This is a genomic window from Bradyrhizobium sp. CCGUVB14 (assembly GCF_024199935.1).
Classification (GTDB): domain Bacteria; phylum Pseudomonadota; class Alphaproteobacteria; order Rhizobiales; family Xanthobacteraceae; genus Bradyrhizobium.
The window spans coordinates 8,810,564-8,828,808 of record NZ_JANADS010000001.1 but is presented as its reverse complement, the minus strand read 5'-3'; the positions used below and the strand labels follow the sequence as shown (position 1 = coordinate 8,828,808).

General features: G+C 65.1%; 19 protein-coding genes and 1 riboswitch. Of the genes, 13 read left to right on the top strand and 6 right to left on the bottom strand.

The features are described from left to right. Positions 1–4: 4 nt before the first annotated feature. The 3 genes from hisS (at position 5) to NLM32_RS41295 (ending at position 2,425) form a co-directional block, all read left to right on the top strand. Positions 5–1,525: a histidine--tRNA ligase gene (gene hisS / locus NLM32_RS41305; RefSeq protein ID WP_254134386.1), complete on the top strand. Its 1,521-nt coding sequence runs from the start codon at positions 5–7 to the stop codon at positions 1,523–1,525. A gap of 67 nt (positions 1,526–1,592) precedes the next feature. Next, positions 1,593–1,847 carry a tautomerase family protein gene (locus NLM32_RS41300; RefSeq protein WP_256561971.1) on the top strand — a complete coding sequence of 85 codons (255 nt, stop codon included), beginning with the start codon at positions 1,593–1,595 and terminating at the stop codon, positions 1,845–1,847. A gap of 185 nt (positions 1,848–2,032) precedes the next feature. Then, entirely contained in the window at positions 2,033–2,425 is a 393-nt protein-coding gene (locus NLM32_RS41295; protein ID WP_254134385.1) for a thioesterase family protein, read from the top strand. A gap of 3 nt (positions 2,426–2,428) precedes the next feature. Here the strand turns inward: NLM32_RS41295 and proC are convergent, their stop codons facing one another. Both proC and NLM32_RS41285 read right to left on the bottom strand, forming a co-directional pair. Further along, positions 2,429–3,256 carry a pyrroline-5-carboxylate reductase gene (gene proC, locus NLM32_RS41290; RefSeq protein ID WP_254134384.1) on the bottom strand — a complete coding sequence of 276 codons (828 nt, stop codon included), beginning with the start codon at positions 3,254–3,256 and terminating at the stop codon, positions 2,429–2,431. Positions 3,257–3,455: 199 nt separating this feature from the next. Further along, positions 3,456–3,956, bottom strand: coding sequence for a YbjN domain-containing protein (locus NLM32_RS41285; RefSeq protein ID WP_254134383.1), 501 nt, complete (start codon positions 3,954–3,956; stop codon positions 3,456–3,458). Positions 3,957–4,370: 414 nt separating this feature from the next. Further along, positions 4,371–4,545, top strand: a riboswitch (FMN riboswitch). A 74-nt stretch (positions 4,546–4,619) separates the two neighbouring features. On the opposite strand from NLM32_RS41285, the gene NLM32_RS41280 reads away from it, so the two are divergent. The 9 genes from NLM32_RS41280 (at position 4,620) to NLM32_RS41240 (ending at position 13,886) form a co-directional block, all read left to right on the top strand. After that, positions 4,620–5,171: a 6,7-dimethyl-8-ribityllumazine synthase gene (locus tag NLM32_RS41280; protein WP_254134382.1), complete on the top strand. Its 552-nt coding sequence runs from the start codon at positions 4,620–4,622 to the stop codon at positions 5,169–5,171. Between the two features lie 101 nt (positions 5,172–5,272). Next, positions 5,273–6,475: an MHYT domain-containing protein gene (locus tag NLM32_RS41275; protein ID WP_254134381.1), complete on the top strand. Its 1,203-nt coding sequence runs from the start codon at positions 5,273–5,275 to the stop codon at positions 6,473–6,475. Positions 6,476–6,701: 226 nt separating this feature from the next. Further along, positions 6,702–7,565, top strand: a complete 864-nt coding sequence (locus NLM32_RS41270; protein ID WP_254135542.1) for a xanthine dehydrogenase family protein subunit M — start codon at positions 6,702–6,704, stop codon at positions 7,563–7,565. Positions 7,566–7,578: 13 nt separating this feature from the next. Beyond that, on the top strand, positions 7,579–8,079 hold the full coding sequence (locus NLM32_RS41265) for a (2Fe-2S)-binding protein (RefSeq protein ID WP_254134380.1): 501 nt from the start codon (positions 7,579–7,581) through the stop codon (positions 8,077–8,079). Beyond that, positions 8,076–10,496: an aerobic carbon-monoxide dehydrogenase large subunit gene (locus NLM32_RS41260; RefSeq protein WP_254134379.1), complete on the top strand. Its 2,421-nt coding sequence runs from the start codon at positions 8,076–8,078 to the stop codon at positions 10,494–10,496. The genes NLM32_RS41265 and NLM32_RS41260 overlap by 4 nt, the downstream gene beginning before the upstream one ends. A gap of 2 nt (positions 10,497–10,498) precedes the next feature. Then, on the top strand, positions 10,499–11,365 hold the full coding sequence (locus tag NLM32_RS41255) for a MoxR family ATPase (protein ID WP_254134378.1): 867 nt from the start codon (positions 10,499–10,501) through the stop codon (positions 11,363–11,365). Beyond that, positions 11,362–12,570 carry a VWA domain-containing protein gene (locus NLM32_RS41250; protein WP_254134377.1) on the top strand — a complete coding sequence of 403 codons (1,209 nt, stop codon included), beginning with the start codon at positions 11,362–11,364 and terminating at the stop codon, positions 12,568–12,570. The genes NLM32_RS41255 and NLM32_RS41250 overlap by 4 nt, the downstream gene beginning before the upstream one ends. 11 nt (positions 12,571–12,581) lie before the next feature. Then, positions 12,582–13,421 carry an XdhC family protein gene (locus NLM32_RS41245; RefSeq protein WP_254134376.1) on the top strand — a complete coding sequence of 280 codons (840 nt, stop codon included), beginning with the start codon at positions 12,582–12,584 and terminating at the stop codon, positions 13,419–13,421. Between the two features lie 6 nt (positions 13,422–13,427). Beyond that, a complete protein-coding gene (locus NLM32_RS41240; RefSeq protein WP_254134375.1) occupies positions 13,428–13,886 on the top strand; it encodes a carbon monoxide dehydrogenase subunit G in 459 nt (152 codons plus the stop codon). 85 nt (positions 13,887–13,971) lie between these two features. Here the strand turns inward: NLM32_RS41240 and NLM32_RS41235 are convergent, their stop codons facing one another. Both NLM32_RS41235 and NLM32_RS41230 read right to left on the bottom strand, forming a co-directional pair. After that, positions 13,972–14,547: a DUF1700 domain-containing protein gene (locus NLM32_RS41235; RefSeq protein ID WP_254134374.1), complete on the bottom strand. Its 576-nt coding sequence runs from the start codon at positions 14,545–14,547 to the stop codon at positions 13,972–13,974. Beyond that, the gene (locus tag NLM32_RS41230; RefSeq protein ID WP_254134373.1) at positions 14,544–14,873 is read right to left on the bottom strand and encodes a PadR family transcriptional regulator; all 330 of its coding nucleotides are present in this window, start codon (positions 14,871–14,873) and stop codon (positions 14,544–14,546) included. The genes NLM32_RS41235 and NLM32_RS41230 overlap by 4 nt, the downstream gene beginning before the upstream one ends. 97 nt (positions 14,874–14,970) lie before the next feature. Here NLM32_RS41230 and NLM32_RS41225 point away from each other — a divergent pair, with 97 nt between their 5' ends. Then, positions 14,971–16,068, top strand: a complete 1,098-nt coding sequence (locus NLM32_RS41225; RefSeq protein WP_254134372.1) for a serine hydrolase — start codon at positions 14,971–14,973, stop codon at positions 16,066–16,068. Between the two features lie 8 nt (positions 16,069–16,076). Here NLM32_RS41225 and NLM32_RS41220 read toward each other — a convergent pair whose 3' ends face one another. Together NLM32_RS41220 and NLM32_RS41215 are read right to left on the bottom strand one after the other, a co-directional pair. Next, entirely contained in the window at positions 16,077–17,111 is a 1,035-nt protein-coding gene (locus NLM32_RS41220) for an ATP-grasp domain-containing protein (protein ID WP_254134371.1), read from the bottom strand. After that, a complete protein-coding gene (locus NLM32_RS41215; RefSeq protein ID WP_254134370.1) occupies positions 17,108–18,136 on the bottom strand; it encodes a putative zinc-binding metallopeptidase in 1,029 nt (342 codons plus the stop codon). The genes NLM32_RS41220 and NLM32_RS41215 overlap by 4 nt, the downstream gene beginning before the upstream one ends. Between the last annotated feature and the right edge of the window lie 109 nt (positions 18,137–18,245).

Genomic DNA, 18,245 nt, shown 5'->3' with positions numbered 1-18,245 from the left:
CCGCATGGCCGAAAAACCCAAAAAACCCCAGAAACTGAAGGCGCGCCTGCCGCGCGGGCTCGAGGATCGCGATCCCGCCGCGATCCGGGCGACGCGCGAGATGGTCGAGAAGATCCGCGCCGTCTACGAGCTCTACGGGTTCGAGCCGGTGGAGACGCCGGCGATGGAATACACCGACGCGCTCGGCAAGTTCCTGCCGGACCAGGACCGCCCCAACGAGGGCGTGTTCTCGTTCCAGGACGACGACGAGCAGTGGATCAGCCTGCGCTACGATCTGACCGCGCCGCTCGCGCGCTATGTCGGCGAGCGCTATGGCACCGACGGTCTGGTCCTGCCCTATCGCAGCTACCGCGTCGGCTACGTCTTCCGCAACGAGAAGCCCGGCCCCGGCCGCTTCCGCCAGTTCATGCAGTTCGATGCCGACACGGTCGGCTCGGCGACGCCGGCGGCGGACGCCGAGATCTGCATGATGGCAGCCGACACGATGGAAGCGCTCGGCGTTGCGCGCGGCCAGTACGTCGTGAAGGTCAACAACCGCAAAGTGCTCGACGGCGTTCTCGAAGCCATCGGGCTCGCGGGCGAGGAGAATGCGGGACGCAGGCTGACCGTGCTGCGCGCGATCGACAAGCTCGACAAGTTCTCAGCCGACGAAGTGCGCAAATTGCTCGGTCCCGGACGCTGGGACGGCGGCGAAGAAGGCAAGGGCGACTTCACCAAAGGCGCCAATCTGAGCGCGGCAGAGGCGGACGTCGTTCTCGCCATCACCAAGCCGCGCGAGGATTGGAAGGAGGCGATTGCCGCGGCCGAAACCTACCTCGCCAAGAGCGAGGTCGGTCAGGCCGGCGTGAGCGAGCTGGAAGAGATTGCGAAGCTGGTCACGGCATCGGGCTATGGACCGGATCGCATCAAGATCGATCCGTCCGTCGTGCGCGGTCTCGAATATTACACCGGTCCCGTCTACGAGGTCGAACTGCTGCTCGATACCAAGGACGAGAAGGGCCGCCCGGTGCGCTTCGGCTCCGTCGGCGGCGGCGGTCGCTACGACGGCCTGGTCTCGCGCTTCCGCGGAGAGCCGGTGCCTGCGACCGGCTTCTCGATCGGCGTGTCGCGCCTGCAGGCCGCGCTAACGCTGCTCGGCAAGCTCGACACGCGGCCCGAAGTCGGCCCCGTCGTCGTCACCGTGTTCGACCGCGATCGCGTCGCCGACTATCAGAAGATGGTGTCGAACTTGCGCAACGCCGGCATCCGCGCCGAGCTCTATCTCGGCAATCCCAAGAACATGGGCAACCAGCTCAAATATGCCGACCGCCGCAACTCACCTTGCGTCATCATCCAGGGCTCCGACGAAAAGGCGCGCGGCGAGCTGCAGATCAAGGATTTGATCGAGGGCGCCAAGGCCGCCGCCGCCATCGCCTCCAACCAGGAATGGCGCGAGACGCGCCCCGCCCAGTTCTCGTGCAGCGAAGCCGATCTCGTCGCGAAGGTGCGCGAGGTGCTGGCGCGCCATGACGTAAAGTGGGGATAGCCATTCCGGCAGGCCACCATGCCCGGGCTTGTCCCGGGCATCCGCGTCCTGTTTGATGCGCACCTTCATGAACGACCGGGGTGTGCCCGGTCATCGCGACAGCAGCAGGGAGAAGACAATGCCTGAGATCACCGTCAGCATGGCCGAAGGCCGCACCGACGAGCAGAAGGCCGGCATGATGCGCGACATCACGCAGGCGCTGGTGAAGAATCTCGGCGTCGACGCCGATGCCGTCGTCATCCAGATCAACGAAGCGCCCCTTCGCCACAAGATGAAGGGCGGCAAGACGTTTGTGGAGCGCGCGGCGGCTGCGAAGAAGTAGGCAGCGCTGGCGAGTGCAGCCGCAGCAGCAATCACAGCTGTCGTCCCGGCGAAGGCCGGGATCCATAACCACAGGGAGTGGTTGTGGGGCGAGCTGGTAACTCCGAGTCTTCGTCAAACTCGATCCTGTGGTTATGGGTCCCGGATCTGCGCTTTGCTTGTCCGGGACGACATAGAGCAAGCATCATGGACGCACGCGACTTCATCAAGGTCGGCATGAGCGCCGAGCGCACGCTGGTGGTGCCGGCCGAGCGCACGGTCGGGCATTTCGTGCCAGGCATGCCGATGGTCTATGCGACGCCGATGATGATCCTGGAAATGGAGATGACGTCGGGCGATGCGATCCGCGCCGCGCTGCAGCCGGGCTGGGTCACGGTCGGTACCGAGGTCGATATCCGCCATCTCGCTGCCGCGCTCGTCGGCGCGACGGTGCGGACCACTGCGAAAGTGATCGCGGTCGAGCGCCGCGTCATCCGCTTCGAGGTCGAGGCCTTCGAGGGTACGCGCAAGCTCGGCGAAGGCCGGCACGCGCGCGGGCTTGTGAATGTGGAGACGTTCAACAAGCGGTTGGGGGCGTAGCGGCTACTTCGCCAATTCCTTCGATCGCTTCGTCGCTGCCGCGATCGCGCGGATCATGAGATCGCGCAGGCCCGGCTCGCCCATCAGCACGCCGAGCGCTGCGGCGGTGGTGCCGCCGGGCGAGGTGACGTTCTGGCGCAGCGTAGCGGAGGGAAGATCCGACTGGTGCAGCAGCTCGCCGGAGCCCGCGACCGTTTCGCGCGCGAGCTTTGTCGCCAGCGCTTCGGGCAAGCCGGCTTCGACGCCGGCGCGCGCGAGCTCTTCGGCGAGCAGGAACACGTAAGCGGGCCCGGACCCGGAGACGGCGGTCACCGCGTCCATCAGGCTCTCATCCTCGACCCATTCGACCGAGCCGGTGGCGCGCAGCAGCGCATCGGCCACCGCACGCTGCGAGGTGCTGACATTCTTCGCTGCCACGGCCACCGTGATGCCGCGGCCGATCGCAGCCGGCGTGTTCGGCATCGCGCGCACCACGGCGCCGCCGCAGACCTCCTCGAGCGAGGCGATCGTGGTTCCCGCCATGATCGAGACCACGGAGGTTTTCTCCGTGACGAATGATTTCAGCTTGGCGCCGGCCTCGCGGAACATCTGCGGCTTCACCGCGACAACCATCGTCTCGACAAAGCCTGCGGCCTTCGCATCAGGATTGAGCGCGACACCCTTGGCGGCGAGCGCGGTGATCTCGGGCGAGAGATGCGGATCCACCACCGCGACGCGGCGCGGATCGAGCCCGCCTGCCAGCCATCCGGTCAGCATCGCGCCGCCCATCTTGCCGGCGCCGGCAAGCAGGATGGTGCCGGTGATGTTTTGGAGAGTGCTGTTGTCTGCCATCGCTGCCGCCACAAATAATCCCGTCGTCCTGGCGAAAGCCAGGACCCATTACCCCAAAGGGTTCTAGTGGATGGCGGGCAGAGCAACAAGCATCGCGGGTACCGAGAGACCTCGCGGTATGGGTCCTGGCTTTCGCCAGGACGACGATGAGGGGCGAGCTTTGTGTTCCTCACCGCGTCGGGGAGGGAGCGTCGGCTCCCTACGCCTCGCCCACCGTATCGAACATCGCGGCGTCCATGGCTTGCGCGGTGGTCTTGCCCGCCCACACCACGAACTGGAACGCCGGGAAATAGCGCTCGCAGGCGTGGATGGCGCCGGCGAGCATGGCTTCGCATTGCGCGGTCGAGGCGGTGAGGCCGCCGGGCAGCACCAGCGCCTGGCGGTGCATGATCATGCCGGTGTTGGTCCACAGATCGAAATGGCCGATCCACAATTGCTCGTTGACCGCGGCGACGAGCCGCTGCACCTCGCCCCTGCGTGTGAGCGGAATCTTCATGTCGAAAGCGCAAGCCAGATGCAGCGCTTCGATCTCGCCCATCCAGGTGAACGAAATCTGGTAGTCGGTCCATTGCCCCTTCGAGACAATGGTCAGTTCGTCCTCGCCGGAGCGTTCGAACGGCCAGTTGTTGCTGGCAGCGATATCCTCGACCACCGCGAGCGGATGGCTTTTGGAATCGATAGTGCCTTCGAGCAGGGACATGCCGTCTCGACCTCTTGCCTTCTTGTTGTCGTTAGATACGCACGCGGTTGGTCCGGCGCGCGCTCCCCTAATGTCGTTAAGGCGATCCCCTAGGAGTCGCTGTTGCGATCCCTCAGACCAGCGCGGGCTTGTCGCGGATCAACTGATGTGATTTGCGGAATCTGCGCAACCGGCTGCCGAGTCCGTCCACAAGCCAGGACTCGTTCGTCCACAGCTCATCTCCGCCACAATTATTAACGAAGAGAACAAATCGGAATCGGACTCCCCGGAGCGCGCACCGATCGCTAATTCCGTCCCGCGAGGGCCAGCCCGCCATGGCGACATGGGACCATGCGGATTTTTGCAGCGGAACACGCTTGCGTGCTGCCCCGGACCGGCGTCATATTTCCGCTCAGGCCGTTCATTCCGGACGGCCGATGTTCTCAGGGCGGGGTGAAAGTCCCCACCGGCGGTAAGGGCCGAAAGGCCTAAGCCCGCGAGCGCCTTCCCAGAGGGATTTCCTGAAAAGGATTTTCTCCAAAGGAAAGGGTCAGCAGATTCGGTGCAACTCCGAAGCCGACGGTTAAAGTCCGGATGAAAGAGAACGGTCGGTGGCAGACGCATCGCAGGATGCGGCTGTTTGTCGTTCCGTGTGCCCTGATTCTGGTCCTTTGAAGGAAAGCCATGAATCAGATGTTGCAAGATCCCCAAACCGAAACTTCCGAAGTCGTCCAACCGCCGGTTCCGCCGGCGACCGAACATCCGCGCTTCGCAAAGCCGCAGCGGGTGGCCTTCGTGCAGGCCTGCTGGCACCGCGACGTGGTCGAGGAAGCCCGCATCGCTTTCATCAAGGAAGCCGAGGCGCGGCATCTCACCCATGTCGACGTGTTCGAGGTGCCGGGCTCGTTCGAGATCCCGCTGCATGCGCAGGTCCTCGCCAAGACGCGGCGCTACACCGCGATCGTCGCGGCCGGCCTTGTCGTTGACGGTGGCATCTATCGCCACGAGTTCGTCGCCGACACCGTGATCAAGGCGCTGATGGACGTCCAGCTCCGCACCGAGGTGCCGGTGTTTTCCGCCGTGCTGACGCCGCAGCAATTCCACGAGACCGAAGTGCACTACGATTTCTTCCGCAGGCACTTCACAACCAAGGGCATAGAGGTCGCGGCCGCCTGTGCGGAGACGTTGCACGGCCTGGAACGCCTGCGCGGCCAGGTCGCGGCGGGAATTGTGTGAGCCGCCGCTTCACACGCCGCTGATTGTCAATCCCGCCGCCGTCCCTATAAAGTCGGCGGCGGGAGGAGGCCGGGCCGTGGAGACGGGCGGCCGACAAGATCATGTTCGAAGGACACGATCCCTATCTCGTCGCGCTCTCTGTGGCGATCGCGAGTCTGGGTGGCTATACCGGCTTTGCGCTTGCTGCTCGCATCCGCAACACGCCCGGCGTCAGCAACCGCGTTCTGCTCGCGGGTGCGGCCGCGTTTCTGGCCGTCGGCATCTGGACCATGCATTTCGTCGGCATGCTGGCGGCGCCGCTGCCGCCGGACACGGTGTATCTCGTTCTTCCCACCATCATCTCGTTCCTGATCTGCGCGCTGGTGGTCGGCATCTCGCTTTTCTTTGTCTCGATCGGCGAGCCGAGCTTGAAGCGCGTGGCGTCGTCGGCGGTGCTGCTCGGCGTCGGGATTGCGAGCATGCATTATGTCGGGATCCATGGACTGGCCGGTCCGTTCGGCATCGTGCACGACCCGGTCATGGTGCTGCTGTCGGTCGTGGTCGCGGTCGTCACGGCCTATGGCGGTCTGCGCGCCTTTCTGGCGCAGCAGGAAGGCGTTCGGCTGATCGTCAGTTCGATCGTCTTCGGCATCGCGGTCTCCGGCATGCACTACACGGCGATGCTGGGTATGCACTTCGAGCCGCTGACCGGTGCGGCGCATCACCATGCCGGCGGCGGCCTCGCCGCATCGCAGCAAGTCTTGTCGATCATCGTCGCGGTGCTGTGCTTCGTCATCGCGGCCGGCTTCCTCCTGTCCCTTGTCCCCGATCAGCGGCGTCAGGCCTCGAATTCCGCTGCCGCCGAACCGGTTGCTTCGCCGGTCGCGGAGGCGGCCATTGAACTGATCGCCGCACCGGCCGCAGCTCCGCGCGCGGCGGCTCCGCTCGGTGGCCTTGGCCAGCCGCCGCGTGCGCCGGTTCCGAGGTTGCCGGTCGAAAGCGCTGACGGCACGCATTTCATCGAGACGGCCAATGTCCGTAGCGTGCGCGCCGATGCGCATTACACCCGCGTCCATGACGGCACCCGCGAGCGGATGTGCCCCTGGTCGATCTCGGAGGCCGAGGCGCAGCTCGATCCCTCGCTGTTCCTCCGGGTGCATCGCAGCCATATCGTCGCCATCCCCCATGTCGCCCTGGTCCGCAAAGAGGGCGACGGTGCCGTGCTCGAGCTCGACGGCCCGTCGCCGCACCGGGTGCCGGTGAGCCGCGCCAAGATCGCCGAAGTGAAGGCGAGGCTCGGACTGGTGAACCGGCGGCAGGCTTAGGGTCAGGAAACACGAGAGGCACATCTTCTTACCCTCCCCTGGAGGGGGAGGGTAGGCATCCAGCTCCATAGGTCGTTCTCTCTGACGCAATTCGTGCGTTCCCAGCCGCAACTCGTGCGAAATCCGCTGTTCCGTGCCCGAATGATTGCGGCTTGCCCGGTCCGGAGTGACCGTCCCCTCCAACGTCCGCGCCGTCACGCGCCAAGGACGAATATGGGAGGAGATGATGATCCCGGGCTCATTCAGCTATTACCGGCCGGCGAGTGTCGCCGACGCCGTGAAACTGTTGTCAGACCTTGGCGAGGATGCGCGGCCACTGGCCGGCGGGCACAGCCTGGTGCCGATGATGAAGCTTCGGCTCGCCACCCCCGCCCATCTGATCGACCTCCACGGCATCGCCGCCTTGAAGGGCATTAGCCGCAACGGCAATAATCTCGTCATCGGTGCGATGACCACCCAGCACGAGCTGCTGGCCTCCGATGACATCGCCAAATCCATGCCGATCCTGCATGAGGCGGCCCTGCTGATCGCCGACCCGCAGGTGCGCTACCGCGGCACGATCGGCGGTAATGTCGCCAACGGCGATCCCGGCAACGACATGCCGGCGCTGATGATGACGCTGGGCGCGACCTATCGCCTCGAAGGCGCCGGCGGCGCCCGTGACGTCGCGGCCGCGGACATCTACCAGGGCGCCTATTTCACCGCGCTCGAGCCCGGCGAGATCCTGACCTCCATCTCTGTGCCCATGCCGGCGGCCGGCCACGGCTACGCCTATGAAAAGCTCAAGCGCAAGGTCGGCGACTACGCCACCGCGGCGGCGGCCGTCGTCCTCACCATGGCGAGCGGCAAGGTCGCGACCTGTTCGATCGGCCTCACCAATGTCCACGAGACACCGCTGCTTGCCGCTGACGCCGCCAAGGCCGTGATCGGAACGAGCCTCGATGCGGCCACCCTGAAGAAGGCCGCCGCAGCGGCCGAAGCAATCATGGCGCCGGCCGCCGATGCGCGCGGCCCGGTCGAATACCGCAAACATGTCGGCGGCATCATGGTGACACGGGCGCTGCAGCGCGCCGCGTCCGTCGCGAAATAAGGGGAGGGGACCGATGGCCAAAACACACGTCACCATGAAGGTGAACGGTACCGAGGTCGAAGGCCTCGTCGAGCCGCGCACGTTGCTGGTGCACTTCATCCGCGAGAACTTGCAGATGACCGGTACCCATATCGGCTGCGAGACCACCCATTGCGGCGCCTGCACCGTCGATATCGACGGCATGTCGGTGAAGTCCTGCACCATGTTCGCGGTGCAGGCCCAGGGAAGCGACATCACCACGGTCGAAGGCATGGCCAATGCCGACGGCACGCTGTCCGCGCTTCAGGAAGGCTTCCGCATGATGCACGGCCTGCAATGCGGCTTCTGCACGCCCGGCATGATCATGCGCGCGCATCGGCTGCTGAAGGAAAATCCCTCGCCGAGCGAGCCGGAAATCCGGATGGGCATCTCCGGCAACATCTGCCGCTGCACCGGCTACCAGAACATCGTCAAAGCCATTCAATATGCGAGCGCCAAGATCAACGGCGTGGAATTCCGGGAGGCCGCAGAATGAACGACATGACTCCCACGCGGGAACAACGCACCGCCGCACTCGAAGGCATGGGCTGCAAGCGCAAGCGCGTCGAGGACATCCGTTTCACCCAAGGCAAGGGCAACTACGTCGACGACGTCAAGCTGCCGGGCATGCTGCACGGCGACTTCGTCCGCTCGCCGCATCCGCATGCGCGCGTCAAGAAGATTGACGATAGCGAAGCGCTGAAGGTCCCCGGCGTGCTCGCGGTCATCACCGCCGAGACGCTGAAGACCGTCAACCTCGCCTGGATGCCGACCCTGGCGGGCGACGTGCAGATGGTTCTGGCCGATGGCAAGGTGCTGTTCCAGAACCAGGAGGTCGCCTTCGTGGTCGCCACCGACCGCTACGCGGCTGACGACGGCATCAACAAGGTGGTCGTCGAATACGAGCCGTTGCCGCCTTTGGTCGATCCCTTCAAGTCGATGGACAAGGACGCGCCGGTGCTGCGCGAAGACCTCGTCGGCAAGATGTCGGGCGCGCACGGACCGCGCAAGCACGACAACCACATCTTCGAGTGGACCGTCGGCGACAAGGAGCTGACCGACGCGGCCTTCAACAAGGCCGAGGTCAAGATCAAGGAGATGATCTCCTACCACCGGACCCATCCGTCGCCGCTGGAGACCTGCCAGTGCGTCTGCTCCTTCGACAAGATCAAGGGCGAGCTGACGATCTACGGCACCTTCCAGGCCCCGCACGTGATCCGCACCGTGGTGGCGCTGATCGCCAAGCTGCCGGAGCAGAAGATCCACGTCATCGCCCCCGATATCGGCGGCGGTTTCGGCAACAAGGTCGGCGCCTATCCCGGCTATATCTGCGCGGCCGTCGCCTCCATCGTCACCGGCAAGCCGGTGAAATGGGTCGAGGACCGCATCGAGAACCTGACCGCGACCTCGTTCGCGCGCGACTATCACATGACCACCGAGATCGCCGCGACCAAGGACGGCAAGGTCACGGGGCTTCGTGTGCACGTGCTTGCCGATCACGGCGCGTTCGACGCCTGCGCCGACCCGTCGAAATGGCCGGCCGGCTTCTTCAACATCGTCACCGGCTCCTATGACTTCCCGACGGCGCATCTGGCTGTCGACGGCGTCTACACCAACAAGGCGCCCGGCGGCGTCGCCTACCGCTGCTCGTTCCGCGTCACGGAGGCCGCCTACTGCATCGAGCGTGCCATGGATATTCTGGCGCAGAAGCTCAACATGGATCCGGCGGAGCTAAGGCTGAAGAACTTCATCAAGCCGGAGCAGTTTCCGTATCACTCGGCGCTGGGCTGGGAATACGATTCCGGCGACTACCACACCGCCATGCGCAAGATGATGGAGACCACCGGCTATGCCGCGCTCCGCAAAGAGCAGGCGGAGAAGCGGGCCGCGTTCGCCCGCGGCGAGACTCGTGAGATCATGGGCCTCGGCATCTCCTTCTTCACGGAGATTGTCGGCGCCGGCCCGTCGAAGAATTGCGACATCTTAGGGATCGCGATGTTCGATTCCTGCGAGATCCGCATGCACCCGACCGGCGCGGGCATCGCGCGCATGGGCACCAAGAGCCAGGGCCAGGGCCACGAGACCACCTGGGCCCAGATCATCGCGACCGAGATCGGCATTCCCGCCGACAACATCATGGTGGAAGAGGGCAATACCGACACCGCGCCTTACGGGCTCGGCACCTACGGTTCGCGCTCGACGCCGGTTGCTGGTGCGGCAATCGCCATGGCCGCGCGAAAGATCAAGGCCAAGGCGCAGATGATCGCGGCCTACAAGCTCGAGGTCCACGAGGACGATCTCGAATTCGACATCGACGGCTTCCGGGTGAAGGGCCTGCCGGAAAAATTCATGTCGATGAAGGATATCTGCTGGGCGGCTTACAACTCCGTGCCGCCGGGCATGGAGCCGGGACTGGAAGCGGTCAGCTACTACGATCCGCCCAACATGACCTATCCGTTCGGCGCCTATCTCTGCGTGATGGACATCGACGTCGATACCGGCGTGTACAAGGTCCGGCGCTTCTACGCGCTCGACGATTGCGGCACCCGCATCAACCCGATGATCATCGAGGGCCAGGTCCATGGTGGCCTCACCGAAGCCTTCGCGATCGCGATGGGCCAGGAGATCCGCTACGACGAGGTCGGCAACGTCGTCACCGGCTCGTTCATGGACTTCTTCATGCCGACCGCGGTGGAGACGCCGCATTGGGAGACCGACTTCACCGTCACTCCGTCGCCGCATCACCCGATCGGCGCCAAAGGCGTCGGCGAGAGCCCCAATGTCGGCGGCGTGCCGGCCTTTTCCAACGCCGTCAACGACGCGTTCTCGTTCCTGGGGTCCACGCACATCCAGATGCCGCACGATTTCTGGCGTAACTGGAAGGCGGCGAAGGATCTCGGGGCGGTGGCCTGACGATGAAAGGCCGTGACGAGATCGCGCAAGCGCTGGCCGCATCGGGCTACATCGCCGATGCGGACCTCGCGACCGCGATCTCGCTGATGCAATTGCTGCGGCGTCCGCTGCTGCTAGAGGGCGAAGCGGGCGTCGGCAAGACCGAGGTGGCGAAGGCGCTGGCCAAGGTGCATGCGACCGAGCTGATCCGGCTGCAATGCTATGAAGGCCTCGACCAGTCCGCCGCGCTTTACGAGTGGAACTACCAGCGCCAATTGCTGGCCATCCAGGCTCATCGCGGTACCGACAGCATCGAGGACCAGGTCTTCTCGGAAAAATACCTGCTGGAGCGCCCCTTGCTCGCGGCGATCCGCCGCCCGAAGGCGCCGGTGCTGCTGATCGACGAGATCGACCGCGCCGACGACGAGTTCGAGGCGTTCCTGCTCGAGCTGCTATCCGATTTCCAGGTCTCGATCCCCGAGCTCGGCACCATTCCCGCAATCACCATCCCGCATGTCGTGCTGACCTCGAACGGCACGCGCGAGCTCTCCGACGCGCTACGCCGGCGCTGTCTCTATCACTATGTCGATTATCCCGACGTCGATCGCGAGACCCGCATCATTCTCGCGCGTGTCGCAGGCGCGAGCCCGTCGTTATCGCTGCAGATCGCGCGCATGGTCGAAGGCGTGCGCAGGGAGGAGCTGCGCAAGGTTCCGGGCGTCGCGGAGACGCTGGACTGGGCGGCTGCGCTCGTCGGCCTCGACGTCCGCGATCTCCACGACGCGCCCGAGACGGTGCACGAGACGCTGGTCTGCCTGCTGAAGACCCACGAGGACCGCGCCCGTGTCACGCCCGAGGTGACGCAGCGCCTGCTGGGGAAGGTCGCATGAGCTGCTGCGGCTCCAGCCCCGGATTTGATGATCTCAATGAGGTCTCCCGCCTCGTGTCCGCGCGGCTCGCCGCCTTCCTGCGCACGCTGCGCGATGCCGGCTTTCGCGTTGGATTGGCGGAGGGGCAGGATGCCGCGACGCTGATGTCGGCGGGATACGCAGCAAAGCCGGGGCTGTTGCGCGCGGCGTTCAAGCATTTGTTCTCGGCGCGCAAGTCCGACTGGGACAAGTTCGACGGGCTGTTCGATGCGTTCTGGCTCGGCAAGCGCGTGCGCTCGCGGTCCCGCACCATGGGGTCGACGCCCGGCGCCAATAATCCGTCGTTGAAGAGCTTGCAGGATACGGCCGCAGAGCAGGGCGGCCATCAGTCCGTTGCTGATCAGCTTCCGTCCTCGGACGATGCGCCGGAAGGCGGCGCAGGCGAAGGCCGCATGGAGGGCGCCTCGCGCACCGAGAACTTTGCCGAGGTCGATTTCCGAAAGCTCAGCGATCCCGACCAGGTTGCGCAGGCCCATGAAGCCGCGGCACAGCTCGCCAAGGCGATGCGCACGCGCCTGACCCGGCGGGATCTGGCGCGCCGGCACGGCTATCGGCTCGATCTCCGGCGGACCATCCATCGCAACATCAGCCATGGCGGCGTGCCGATCAGCCTCGTGAGGCGGCAGCGCAAGGACAAGCCGCTGCGGCTGGTCGTGCTGCTCGATGCCTCCGGTTCGATGAGCATGTACACCGCCGTGTTCCTGCGCTTCATCCACGGCGTGCTCGACCAGTTCCGCGAGGCCGAGGCGTTTCTGTTCCACACGCGGCTCGCCTACGTTTCCGATGCGATGAAGGAGAAGGATGCCGGCCGCGCGCTCGACCGGCTCTCGATCATGGCGCAGGGCGCGGGCGGCGGCACCAGGATCGGCGAGTCCTTACAGACCTTCAACCGTTGGCATGCCGCGCGCGTGATCCATTCGCGCAGCTGCGTGATGATCGTGTCCGATGGTTACGAGACCGGCGATGCCTCGCTGCTCGGCCGCGAAATGGCGGCGCTGCACCGCCGCTGCCGGCGCATCGTCTGGCTCAATCCGATGATGGCCTGGGAGGGCTATGCGCCCGAAGCCAGGGGCATCAAGGCGGCGCTGCCGCATGTCGATCTCTATGCGCCCGCGAATTCGCTGCAAAGCCTGCGTGCGCTCGAACCCTATCTGGCGAAGCTCTGAGGGATGTTGCGATGACCGCTCATGTCGAGGTGCTGGATCTCATAGCGCAGATGAAGGCAGCCGAGCGCGCCTTCGTGCTCGCGACGGTGGTGCGGACGGTTTCGGTGACCGCGGCGAAGGCTGGCGCCAAAGCGATCATCGCGGCCGACGGCACCATCGTCGCGGGTTGGATCGGCGGCGGCTGCGCCAAGGGCGCGGTGTTGAAGGCGGCGCGCGAGGCGCTCGCTGATGGTGAGCCGCGTATGGTGTCGGTGCAGCCGGAGAACCTTTTGGCCGAGCTCGGCGTCAGCGCGGGCGAGAGCCGCGACGGCATTCGCTTCGCCAGCAACATGTGCCCGAGCAAGGGCACCATGGATATCTTCGTCGAGCCGGTGCTGCCGCATCCCTCGCTCGTCATTCTCGGTGCGAGCCCGGTAGCCCTGTCGCTCGCCGCACAGGCGCGCGTGCTTGGTTACCACGTCACGCTTGCCGCGCCTGCCGCCGATCTCACCGCGCCGCCGGATGCCGATATGATCATGGACGGCTACCAGCTCGGCGAGCTCAACGACGCCAAACGTTTCGTCGTGGTCTCCACGCAAGGCAAGGGCGACGAGGCCGCCTTGCGCGCGGCGGTCGCGACCAGGGCCTGTTATCACGCCTTCGTCGGCAGCCGCCGAAAGATGGCTTCGCTCCGCGCAAAGCTCCTTGCGGAAGGCGCCGACGCCGCGGCGATCGATGATTTCAAGGCACCGGCCGGGCTCGATCTCGGCGCCATCACGCCCGAGGAGATCGCAATGTCGATCCTCGCCGAGATCACCGTCGAACGCAGGCGCGGTCAGCGCGCCGCCAATCAGCCAGCAAGCAGAGAGTGACCGATCATGCAGATGAACGACAGCCAGCGCATCCCGGCGTCACGCGAGCAGGTGTGGGCGGCGCTGAACGATCCCGCTGTGCTGAAGCAGTGCATTCCCGGCTGCCAGTCGCTCGACGTGACCGCGCCGAACGAGATGACGGCCACGGTGGTCTTCAAGGTCGGCCCGGTGAAGGCGACATTCAGCGGCAAGGTGACCCTGTCCGATCTCGATCCGCCCAACGCCTATCGCATCTCCGGCGAAGGTTCTGGTGGTGTCGCCGGCTTCGCCAAGGGCGGAGCAATCGTGCGGCTGGAATCGGAAAGCGCCGACGTCACGGTGCTGCACTATGAGGTCGACGCCCAGATCGGCGGCAAGCTCGCCCAGCTCGGCGCCAGGCTGATCAACTCGACCGCGACGAAGCTCGCGGGTGAGTTCTTCAAGTCGTTTGCCGAGGTGGTGAGCGCGAAAGCAGAGGCGGGCTAGCTGCCGTAGGGTGGGCAAAGCGAAGCGTGCCCACCACCTTTCACCGCATGAAAAAAATCGTGGGCACGCTTGCGCTTTGCCCACCCTACGAATGCGCGCTCGGGTCCGGCTTGAGCAACCGGTAATGCAGCCGCGCATAGTTGCCGAGCCATCGGACGGCCGTATTGAGCCCAAGCGCCAGCAGCGCGGCGAACCCTGCGCCCGTGGTCACCAGCGCGACGCCTGCCAGCCCGCGCAGGATCAGCTCGACGATCCGCCCGTCGCCGAAATGCTTGTAGACGCTGATCAGCAAGCCGATGCCGATAATTCCGAGCACGCACATCACGAAGGCGATCACGAGCAGGATCAGCAGAACGGCCAGCAGCAGCGGCAGCAGCAGGACGATATCGACCACGGCGAGGCCGCTGAGCGCGAACAGGGCGGCCGTCGAGTTGCGGAAGGAGTGATGGTTCTCCCACCGGCGCAATCCGGTCTCGGCGCGCAGCTCGCGCGCCAGCCGCCGGGGATCGCCAAGCGCGGCGGCGACGTCTTGCTCGGTCCGTCCTGACGCTCGCGCTTCCTCGAAATGAGCGGCGTAGTCGGCCAGGATGTCGTCGATCTCGCGCGCGGGCAGCCCCGTGAGCCCATCGGCGAGGATGTGAAGGAAATCGTCGCGGGTCATCTGCTGTCTCCGAGGAGGCGGTCCACGGCGTCCGTAAAGCTGCGCCATTCGCGCTTTTGCGCGGTGAAGGCGGCGCGGCCGGCGGCCGTCAGCCGGTAGTATTTGCGCGGCGGGCCGCTGCTGGATTCCTCCAGGCGGGTATCGACCAGCCCGTCATCCTGCATGCGCCGCATCAGCGGATAGATCGTGCCTTCACCCATGCCGACGCCGGCCGACAGCGTGCTCGCGATCTCATAGGCATAGCTCTCGCCGCGCGCGAGCAGAGCGAGCACGCAGAGCTCCAGCGCGCCCTTCTTGAGCTGAACCTGATTCGACGAGTCGGCCATTTCCTCCTTGACTACACCGCTTTCAAGGGAGCTTATATAGCAAGGTACTGTGTATTGCAAGGTACCTGTGAATACCCTATTCCGGAGGAAATGACCCATGGCCTATCTCAACCGTCGTCATCTGCTGGCTGGTCTTGGCGCGAGCGCGATCCTGCCGTCGGCTTTCCCTTGGGCCATGCCTGCCCTTGCCGCATCGTCCGACACCGCTGAGCGCCTCGCCGCGCTCACGCAGGCCGGAAAGGTGCCCGGTCTGCATGCGGTTTTAGTCAGTCAGGGCGGCAAGCTCTTGTTCGAGCATTACGGGCAGGGCCCGGACGAGCGCCTGGGCGCTGCGCTCGGCGACGTCGTCTTCGGCCCCGACGTGCTGCATGATCTGCGTTCCGTCTCCAAGAGCATCGTCGGTCTCGCCTATGGCGTTGCACTCGCCGAAGGCAAGGTGCCGCCGCCGGACGCAAAGCTCTACGCGCAGTTTCCGGAATATGCTGATCTCGCCGCGCAGCCGGGCCGTGACAAGCTTACGATCCATCATCTGCTGTCGATGACGCTCGGCTTCGACTGGGACGAGCTCACGATCGTGTACGGCGATCCGCGCAACGGCGAAACGGCGATGGAGGCCGCGCCCGACCGCTATCGCTTCATTCTCGAACGTCCGATCGTCGGTGAGCCCGGTGTGAAGTGGACCTATTGCGGCGGCGCCACCGCGCTGCTCGGACGGCTCATCGCGAGGGGCACCGGCGAAGCCCTGCCGGCCTATTGCCGCCGCGTGCTGTTCGATCCCATGGGATTTGGTCCGTCCGACTGGCGCGTCGGCCGTGACGGCGAGCCCCGTGCCGCGTCAGGGGCGCGTCTGCTGCCGCGCGATCTCGTCAAGATTGGTCAGCTCATGCTGGCGGGCGGTAGCTGGAATGGCAGATCCATCGTCCCGACCGACTGGGTGAGGCGCGTGACCACGCCGGTCGTCCCGATCAGCTTCGGTCGTCACTACGGCTATCACTGGTACATGGGCGATTTCGCGACGGCGCAGCCGTTGCATTGGTTCGGCGGGGTCGGTTGGGGCGGCCAGTATCTGTTCGTGATCCCCGCGCGCGATCTCGTCGTGGTGATTCACTGCGGCAACTATCAGCGATCCGGCCAGGAGCAGACGGCGGTGATGCTCGCGCTGATGAGGGACGTGGTGCTGCCGGGCTTTGCCTGAACCTGCGCTCAGCCCAGAGACACGCCCGCTTTGGCGCGGCTGATGCCGAGCGTCAGAATCCGATGCAGCAGATCCTTGTACTTCAGCCCGTCGTGCTGAGCCGCCGTGGCGAACTCCTGGCTCTTGGCGATTTCCGGATTGGGGTTGGCTTCGATGAAATACGGGGTGCCATCGGCGGCGAGGCGAAAGTCGATGCGCGCGTAGCCGTCGAGACCCAGCGCCCGGTAGATGCGTTTTGCGGCACGCTGGATGCGTGCGGTGACCTCGGGCGCAAGGTCTTTCGCCGGCCCGTCAACGATGCCGACCTTCTCCTGATAGTCGGTGTCGTGCTTGGCTTTTTCGGTTGCGATGTGGCGTGAGCTGCGCCCGCCCATGCTGCCGAATTTCAATTCCCACACCGGCAGCACGCGCAGCCGGTTGTTGCCGAGCACGCCGACATAGAGCTCGCGGCCTTCGATGAACTGCTCGGCGATGGCGGCGGTCTCGACCCGCTCGTGGATGAAGGCAACGCGTTCAGCGAGCTTCTCGTCGGTATCGACGATGGAGGCCTGCGAGATGCCGAAGGAGCCATCCATGTTGAGCGCCTTGACGATCAGCGGCAGCGCAAGATGCTTTGGCCGTTTCACCTTGCGCCGCATCGGGAACACGGCGAAAGCTGGCGCTGCGATGCGACGGTGATGCACCAGCGTCTTGGACAGATCCTTGCCGCGCGCCAGGATCAGGCCGCGCGGATTGCAGCCGGTGTAGGGCACCTTCATCAGCTCGAGATAGCTGGCGATGTGCTGGTCGTAAGCGACGTTGTTGTGAAATTCCTCGAGCAGCGTGAAAACCACGTGCGGCTTGAATTGCTCGATCGCCTCGCGCACCGGCCTGATTTCCTCCTGAGCGCCGAGGACACGAACCTCATGTTTGGCGGCGCGCAAGGTGCTGACGACGTCGTATTCCGTCTTCCAGCTATTGATTTCCTGTGGCGTGTATCCGTCGGTCGAGTCCGGCGGCATGAAGTCCGGATGCATCAGCACGAGAATACGGAGTCGTCTCATAGCGCGATCCATTTGCGCCGAGACGGGCCAAACAGCGCGTGCATCGTCTTGGCGGTCACGAGGACGGTGAAATCGAGAACGAGCTTCTGTTCAGGGCCCACCGCGCGCAAATCGAGCTCGCGGCAGCGGGAGATCATGTCGTCAAGCACGGCATCGAGCGTAAGCTGGTTCTCGCCGGTCCATCGCGCGACCAACTGCCTGATCTGGGCACGATGTCGCCTGATCAGGCTCGAAGCCGGTTGGGACCGATGATGCCGGGGATCGGCTGAAAACAGCCGGGAGAGGTCGCGGTCGTAGGTCTTCGGTGGCGTGAAGGCGTAGAAATCCTGCTTCTTCTTGTAGTGGTCTTCGAGCGTCTGGCTGAGCTTGCTCAGTGGATCGACGCGCTCCCGCGTCGTGATCAGCGGCCGCTTTCCCGCAATCTCGCCCATCAGCTCGTCGACATATTCGAGCTTCTTCAGCGCCGGCCAGCCGGCATATCGCGTCCGCCAGTTCGAGCGCGGCCGCAGCCATACCGCGAAGGTTTCGGCAAAGTCCTCGTCCGGGTGGCTCTGCGCGTACCAGAGCCGGAGATGCTGGACGTAGCGCCGGCTTGCCGGGTTGGGCCGGTAGTAGCGCGGATAGTGCTTCGACGACGGACCGAACAGCTGCTGCCAGCGCCGGCGGCGCTGCAGCTGGTAGCCGTGCTGCAGCGCGTGGCCCGCCTCGTGACGAAGGATGGCCATGCACTCGCGCCAGGTTCCGCCCTCGACGTCGAACATCATCTTCTTCTCGAGCTTCATCAGGCGAGGATGGGCGAGATAGAAGGGCAGCGCGATGCCGGGCACATCTCCCGGACTGAACCATTCGCTCGAGATCCACGTGTGCGGCCGTAGCCGGATGCCGCGCTCCTCGAGCTCTTCGTGAAGCGTGCCAACGCAGTCTTCGAGCCAGGTGCCCTCGACCGTGACCCTCAGGCTGGAGAGACGCTGCTTGAGCAACTCGTCATCCGACAATTTTTCCCAAGCGAATTTCCGGCGGGGCATCAGGCATCCAGAGGGCAGAGATGACTCGGTGTCATGATGATGTCATGGGCGGCAGCCGGCAACAACCCGCGGGTGCGGGGAGGGGCGCCGCGGCGCGTCAGAGTTCGGT

Excerpts from the sequence above, each read along its gene's own strand:
- NLM32_RS41250 (WP_254134377.1), top strand. The coding sequence starts at position 11,362 with ATGAGCTGCTGCGGCTCCAGCCCCGGATTTGATGATCTCAATGAGGTC.
- NLM32_RS41295 (WP_254134385.1), top strand. The coding sequence starts at position 2,033 with ATGGACGCACGCGACTTCATCAAGGTCGGCATGAGCGCCGAGCGCACG.
- NLM32_RS41245 (WP_254134376.1), top strand. The coding sequence starts at position 12,582 with ATGACCGCTCATGTCGAGGTGCTGGATCTCATAGCGCAGATGAAGGCA.
- NLM32_RS41275 (WP_254134381.1), top strand. The coding sequence starts at position 5,273 with ATGTTCGAAGGACACGATCCCTATCTCGTCGCGCTCTCTGTGGCGATC.
- NLM32_RS41230 (WP_254134373.1), bottom strand. The coding sequence starts at position 14,873 with ATGGCCGACTCGTCGAATCAGGTTCAGCTCAAGAAGGGCGCGCTGGAG.
- NLM32_RS41255 (WP_254134378.1), top strand. The coding sequence starts at position 10,499 with ATGAAAGGCCGTGACGAGATCGCGCAAGCGCTGGCCGCATCGGGCTAC.
- NLM32_RS41220 (WP_254134371.1), bottom strand. The coding sequence starts at position 17,111 with ATGAGACGACTCCGTATTCTCGTGCTGATGCATCCGGACTTCATGCCG.
- NLM32_RS41235 (WP_254134374.1), bottom strand. The coding sequence starts at position 14,547 with ATGACCCGCGACGATTTCCTTCACATCCTCGCCGATGGGCTCACGGGG.
- NLM32_RS41300 (WP_256561971.1), top strand. The coding sequence starts at position 1,593 with ATGAACGACCGGGGTGTGCCCGGTCATCGCGACAGCAGCAGGGAGAAG.
- NLM32_RS41280 (WP_254134382.1), top strand. The coding sequence starts at position 4,620 with ATGAATCAGATGTTGCAAGATCCCCAAACCGAAACTTCCGAAGTCGTC.
- NLM32_RS41260 (WP_254134379.1), top strand. The coding sequence starts at position 8,076 with ATGAACGACATGACTCCCACGCGGGAACAACGCACCGCCGCACTCGAA.
- hisS (WP_254134386.1), top strand. The coding sequence starts at position 5 with ATGGCCGAAAAACCCAAAAAACCCCAGAAACTGAAGGCGCGCCTGCCG.
- NLM32_RS41265 (WP_254134380.1), top strand. The coding sequence starts at position 7,579 with ATGGCCAAAACACACGTCACCATGAAGGTGAACGGTACCGAGGTCGAA.
- proC (WP_254134384.1), bottom strand. The coding sequence starts at position 3,256 with ATGGCAGACAACAGCACTCTCCAAAACATCACCGGCACCATCCTGCTT.
- NLM32_RS41240 (WP_254134375.1), top strand. The coding sequence starts at position 13,428 with ATGCAGATGAACGACAGCCAGCGCATCCCGGCGTCACGCGAGCAGGTG.
- NLM32_RS41225 (WP_254134372.1), top strand. The coding sequence starts at position 14,971 with ATGGCCTATCTCAACCGTCGTCATCTGCTGGCTGGTCTTGGCGCGAGC.
- NLM32_RS41215 (WP_254134370.1), bottom strand. The coding sequence starts at position 18,136 with ATGCCCCGCCGGAAATTCGCTTGGGAAAAATTGTCGGATGACGAGTTG.
- NLM32_RS41285 (WP_254134383.1), bottom strand. The coding sequence starts at position 3,956 with ATGTCCCTGCTCGAAGGCACTATCGATTCCAAAAGCCATCCGCTCGCG.
- NLM32_RS41270 (WP_254135542.1), top strand. The coding sequence starts at position 6,702 with ATGATCCCGGGCTCATTCAGCTATTACCGGCCGGCGAGTGTCGCCGAC.